This window comes from Atribacterota bacterium (genome assembly GCA_028717805.1).
In the GTDB taxonomy this organism is placed as follows: Bacteria; Atribacterota; Phoenicimicrobiia; order Phoenicimicrobiales; family Stramentimicrobiaceae; genus Stramentimicrobium.
Window position 1 is genome coordinate 37689 of sequence record JAQUNC010000018.1, and the last position, 4920, is coordinate 42608.

Below are 4920 nucleotides of genomic sequence, written 5' to 3' on the forward strand. Positions count from 1 at the left end.
CAGGTGATCTTCTGGTAAACCGATATATTCATCTAAGTGAAACATAGTGGTTTTTGACCAGTCAATGCTGCTTATTTTTATGAGATGATTTAAAAACTCAAATTGAGATGCTCCTGTGGCAGCAATAAAATTTGCTTCTCCTTTTCTCTTGATAGCCTCATTTAGTATTTCCGCTGCCTTTTCAGCAGCAGCTTTGCCCATATCTTCTTTGGATTTAAAAATATTTATTTTCACGTATCATACCTTTTCCACAAAAATTTTTATATATTTATAATTTAGAAAACAATAAGCATCAATAAGATAATATTGACCTTATTTTTTAATAAAAAGAATTCTTATTACTATTTAGACCAGAAGCCTTCATAAATATCTAAATCAATTTTGTCTTTTAAATTATCGTTAATCCACTTCATTGCTTCTGAAAAATGCTCACGTAACCTTCTTTGGGCAAGGTTAGAATCTTTTGCTTCAATCGCTTTCACAATCATCTGGTGTAGATGAACAAAACCTAACCTATCCTTTGTTTTATACCTATGTAGTATTACTAGATTCCTCTGGATAGTGGAAAATATTTTAATCAAGTCGATCAAGAGATTATTCTGTGATTTTTTATAAAGAAAAATATGAAAAGCAGTATGAAGGTCAATCAAATCCTTTTCTTCAACATTATTCCTAATCTGTACTTCTATATTATCTAAAATATTTGTAAGTTCTTTAATGTCAGAGGGCTCATATTTATTAATATTTGCTGCTATAAAACAACATTCTAAACAATACCTTACTTCAAATATATCTTTAAATGTATTTATATCTAGCTTTAAACTATAAGGTAAACTTTTTAAAATTGCATCATAATTAAAATTATTTACAAACCTTCCGACTCCATGTCTAGTTTCAATTAAACCTAAAGCCTCCAGAACTTTTAAAGCCTCTCTAATAGCAGTTCTACTTACCCCCAAGCTTTGTGATAATTCTTTTTCAGTAGGTAATAAATCTCCTTCTCTTAAATTAGATTCTATGATATACAATTTTAATTGTTCTTGAACAAAAGTTTGTAAGCTTTTTAATGTTTTGAATGATTTAATTTCCATGTTTAATTCCAATATAAAATATTTTAGTCTTATGATATCATACATCATATTTATAAGTCAATTAAAAATCTTTTTTTAATAATATTTTTAAAATATAAAACTGAAAATATTAATTTTATAACTACTTCCTAATAACTTGTCTTTTTGGTATTATATTTTTTTAGCTTTGTTGGATTTAACTAAAATTTATGTACATGTATTAGAATAGCAAAGCATTTAATATTGCAGATTAAATACACATATACTATAATCAATTTAATGACTAATAATATTTTGCTCTTATATCCTCTTTGCTCCTCTCAAAAATGTATTATACTATTTACAATAACTTAGGATTAATAAGAATTTAAAAGAGAGAAAGGTAGGGTAATGGCTTATCTATTGGGATATGATATAGGAAGTTCTTCCATAAAAGCCAGTCTGATTGATTCGGATACCGGTCAATTAATAGCTAAAGCCAGTTCACCCCAGCAGGAATTACCCATTATGGCACCACATTCGGGATGGGCAGAACAGGATCCTGAGATATGGTGGAAACATGTTAAATTATCCACCCAACAGATTTTAGTTCAAACAAATATTGCTCCAGAAAATATAAAAGCCATCGGTCTTTCCTACCAAATGCATGGATTGGTTTTGGTCAACAAAAAACAGCAGATCTTGCGTCCCGCTATCATCTGGTGCGATAGCCGGGCAGTGGACATAGGACAACAAGCTTCTTTGGAACTGGGAGAAGAGAAATGTCTATCCACCCTGCTTAATTCTCCGGGAAACTTTACGGCTTCTAAATTAAAATGGGTAATGGAAAATGAACCTCATATCTATAAACAAATCCATAAGATTATGTTACCGGGCGATTTCATTGCCATGAAGATGACTGGATTGATTAATACTACTCCCTCAGGCTTATCAGAGGGAATTTTATGGGATTTTCCGGAAAACAAGTTAGCCATGATGCTTCTTGATTATTATGGTATTTCTGAAGAAATTATACCAGATATCATTCCTACCTTTGACCCCCAGGGAGAACTTACCACACAGGCAGCTTATGACCTTGGCTTACGAGAGGGAACCAAAATATCCTACCGTGCTGGTGACCAGCCTAACAATGCCTTTTCTCTAAATGTTTTACATCCCGGTGAAGCTGCTACTACTGCAGGAACCTCAGGTGTTATTTATGGTGTTATCAATCATCCTGTCTATGACTCTAAATCCAGGGTAAATACCTTTGTTCATGTTAACCATCACAAGAATGATCCCCGGTACAGTGTCCTGCTATGTCTTAATGGTTGTGGAATTCTATATAGCTGGCTAAAAAATAAGATTCTCTCTACCGGTTCAGATGCCCTTTCCTACCGCCATATGGATGATTTATCCTCTCAGGCTCCCGCCGGATCAGCAGGTTTATTGGTCTTCCCCTTTGGTAATGGTGCGGAAAGAACAATGGAAAACCAGAATATCGGAGCAACTTTTCAACATCTGGATTTTAACATTCATGAATTAAAACATCTCTTAAGGGCATCCCAGGAAGGAATTATCTTTGCTCTAAATTATGGTTTTGAGATTATGAAAGACATGGGACTTAATATTTTAATCGTAAGAGCCGGTAAAACTAATCAGTTTTCCAGTACTCTTTTTCAAAAAATATTCGCTGCAGTCACCGGAACTCAACTGGAGTTATTCAATACCGATGGTGCAGAAGGTGCAGCACGCGGTGCAGGAGTAGGCGCTAAAATTTATTCCACCTTTGATGATGCCTTTGTGGGATTAAAAAGAACTGCTATTATTTATCCTGACCAACCTCTCCAGAAGATTTATCAAGATGTCTATCATCACTGGGTCTCCACCCTAAAAACTTACATTATACATTAGTATACATTAGTATACATTAGGGTCAGGTCTTGAATTATTACTCTCTATATGTCTTGTTATATTTTAAGTCTGATTCCTAACCTAAATATTTTATTTATTTTCAACTTTTTTAATTATTCTGCTTATAGTGGTGTAGTGTAAAGATAGATATTGAGCAATTTCTTTTAAGGTATAACCATACTTCTGATAGGCTTTATAGATTTCCTTTTCTATTTGTATTTTTTCATTATTTTTATTCTGGAATATTTCTTGCAAAGATGGTCTGCTAGCATAAAGTTGTTTCCTGGTAATTTCCGACAATTCTGCGTGTTTTTCTACTAAGTTAGCAACATTTTCCGTAAAATAGTTAGAACCAAGAAAAATCTGTCCTTTAATGTTCTGTAATGGTGATTTTTTATCTACCCCGGAGAGAATAAAATTTTTATAAGCATTAATAGCCATGTTTCTTTCTATGCCAAATTGACCAAGAATCCAATCGGTTGACAGGCATGAAATCCTATTGCTTAAACCTATAAATTGCCGATAAGCGCTCCAATTCCATTCTTCAAGATTTTGCACAAGATTTGCTCTTACTGGATTAAGTGAAATATAGCGAGAAAGCTCTAAAAGATAGTTTTCTTTTTCCACCAATATTGCTTTATACCTACCCTGGAAAAGATGTCCTACTCTCTGATGCTTTTTGTTGAAATATTGAGTGTAAACACCATTAAGCTGCCTCATCCCCCGGGATAAATTACCTTCAGGTGTTTCGATAAGTAAATGATAATGATTATACATCAAACAATAATAATGAAGTATAAAATGATATCTCTTTACAACTTTACACAAAATAGTTAAAAAATTGGCAAAGTCGCTCTCTTTATAAAAAATATTTTGTTTAGCATTTCCCCGAGCGGTTATATGGTATACTGCACCGGGAAATTCAATACGTAATGGTCTGGCCATATAGTAAATATAACAATTTATTTGTTATATTTCAACAGGCTGACCACATCTTCAATTAATTTTAAACTCTTTAAAGTTAAGATGTTAATTTATTTTCCATTGTTTCGCGATTATGCTAAAATAATCTTAAGGGTTATTGTTACTATTTTATTGCTACTAAAAGTTAAAGATAAAATTTAAGAAAAAATATTAGCAAGGAGGGAAATTTAGTAATGAACAACATGAATAATATCAAGACAAATAGAGTATTAGTTCATGGACTATTAATAATACTCTTCCTGATAATTTTTATCGGAACATCCTTATCTGCAGATGAAGCTCCACAAATCTTAATAACCTCAATCGGCCAAAGCCCGGATGCCAGAATGATTAATGTATTGGTATCTCGCTTCCAGATTGCGACTACTTATGAACAGATTGCTGCACCTGAAATTATAAAAGACTTTAAGATTGTTATTGCTGTAGTCGGAGGTAGCTCTAAAGGATTAGGAGCAGCGGGCATTGATCAGAGCGATGAAATAACCAGATCAAAAACCTTAATTCAAGAGATTAAAGCCCGAGAAGTTAAATTTCTGGTTATGCATATTGGCGGTGAAGCAAGAAGAGGAGCTCTCTCTGATGCTTTTTTAGATGAAGTAGTCCCTTATGCTGACCATTTAATTGTAGTAGAATCAGGCAATAAAGACGGTTATTTTACCAAAATGAGTGAAGAGCATAAAATACCGTTAGAAGTTGTAGAAAAGATAACTGATAGCGGTGAACCGGTAAAAGCTTATATTGAAGAGCACTTGAATTAAACAACATAGGTAATGAGTAATAAATGAAGAATTAATAATGCAACGGGGTAAGTCAGGTCTTTACATGTTACAAAACATAATAAGAATAATATTTCAAGACCTGAACTTCCCATCTGAAAAATCAAGTAATCTTCAAACTTTTTTATGCCGCTTTTAAAGCTTCTTTTTTTATCTGATAATCCCTATCTTCGGTTAGCATTCGGTAAATGACTTTG

The 4920-nt window shown here is 32.9% G+C and carries 4 protein-coding genes and 1 pseudogene; 2 read left to right on the plus strand and 3 right to left on the minus strand.

Features of this window, described 5'->3' with window-relative positions:
- Together PHD84_05475 and PHD84_05480 are read right to left on the minus strand one after the other, a co-directional pair.
- Positions 1–234: pseudogene (locus PHD84_05475) on the minus strand (6-phosphogluconolactonase).
- A 107-nt stretch (positions 235–341) separates the two neighbouring features.
- The gene (locus PHD84_05480) at positions 342–1091 is read right to left on the minus strand and encodes a FadR/GntR family transcriptional regulator (protein ID MDD5637250.1); all 750 of its coding nucleotides are present in this window, start codon (positions 1089–1091) and stop codon (positions 342–344) included.
- Between the two features lie 369 nt (positions 1092–1460).
- Between PHD84_05480 and PHD84_05485 the strand changes: the two genes are divergently transcribed.
- Positions 1461–2963, plus strand: a complete 1503-nt coding sequence (locus PHD84_05485; protein MDD5637251.1) for an FGGY family carbohydrate kinase — start codon at positions 1461–1463, stop codon at positions 2961–2963.
- Between the two features lie 90 nt (positions 2964–3053).
- Here the strand turns inward: PHD84_05485 and PHD84_05490 are convergent, their stop codons facing one another.
- On the minus strand, positions 3054–3908 hold the full coding sequence (locus PHD84_05490; GenBank protein ID MDD5637252.1) for a transposase: 855 nt from the start codon (positions 3906–3908) through the stop codon (positions 3054–3056).
- 212 nt (positions 3909–4120) lie between these two features.
- On the opposite strand from PHD84_05490, the gene PHD84_05495 reads away from it, so the two are divergent.
- Entirely contained in the window at positions 4121–4705 is a 585-nt protein-coding gene (locus PHD84_05495) for a DUF6305 family protein (protein MDD5637253.1), read from the plus strand.
- The last annotated feature ends 215 nt before the right edge of the window (positions 4706–4920 follow it).

What these genes read in the sequence shown, in the direction of transcription:
- PHD84_05495 (MDD5637253.1), top strand. Translation starts at nt 4,121, where the DNA reads ATGAACAACATGAATAATATCAAGACAAATAGAGTATTAGTTCATGGA.
- PHD84_05480 (MDD5637250.1), bottom strand. Translation starts at nt 1,091, where the DNA reads ATGGAAATTAAATCATTCAAAACATTAAAAAGCTTACAAACTTTTGTT.
- PHD84_05490 (MDD5637252.1), bottom strand. Translation starts at nt 3,908, where the DNA reads ATGGCCAGACCATTACGTATTGAATTTCCCGGTGCAGTATACCATATA.
- PHD84_05485 (MDD5637251.1), top strand. Translation starts at nt 1,461, where the DNA reads ATGGCTTATCTATTGGGATATGATATAGGAAGTTCTTCCATAAAAGCC.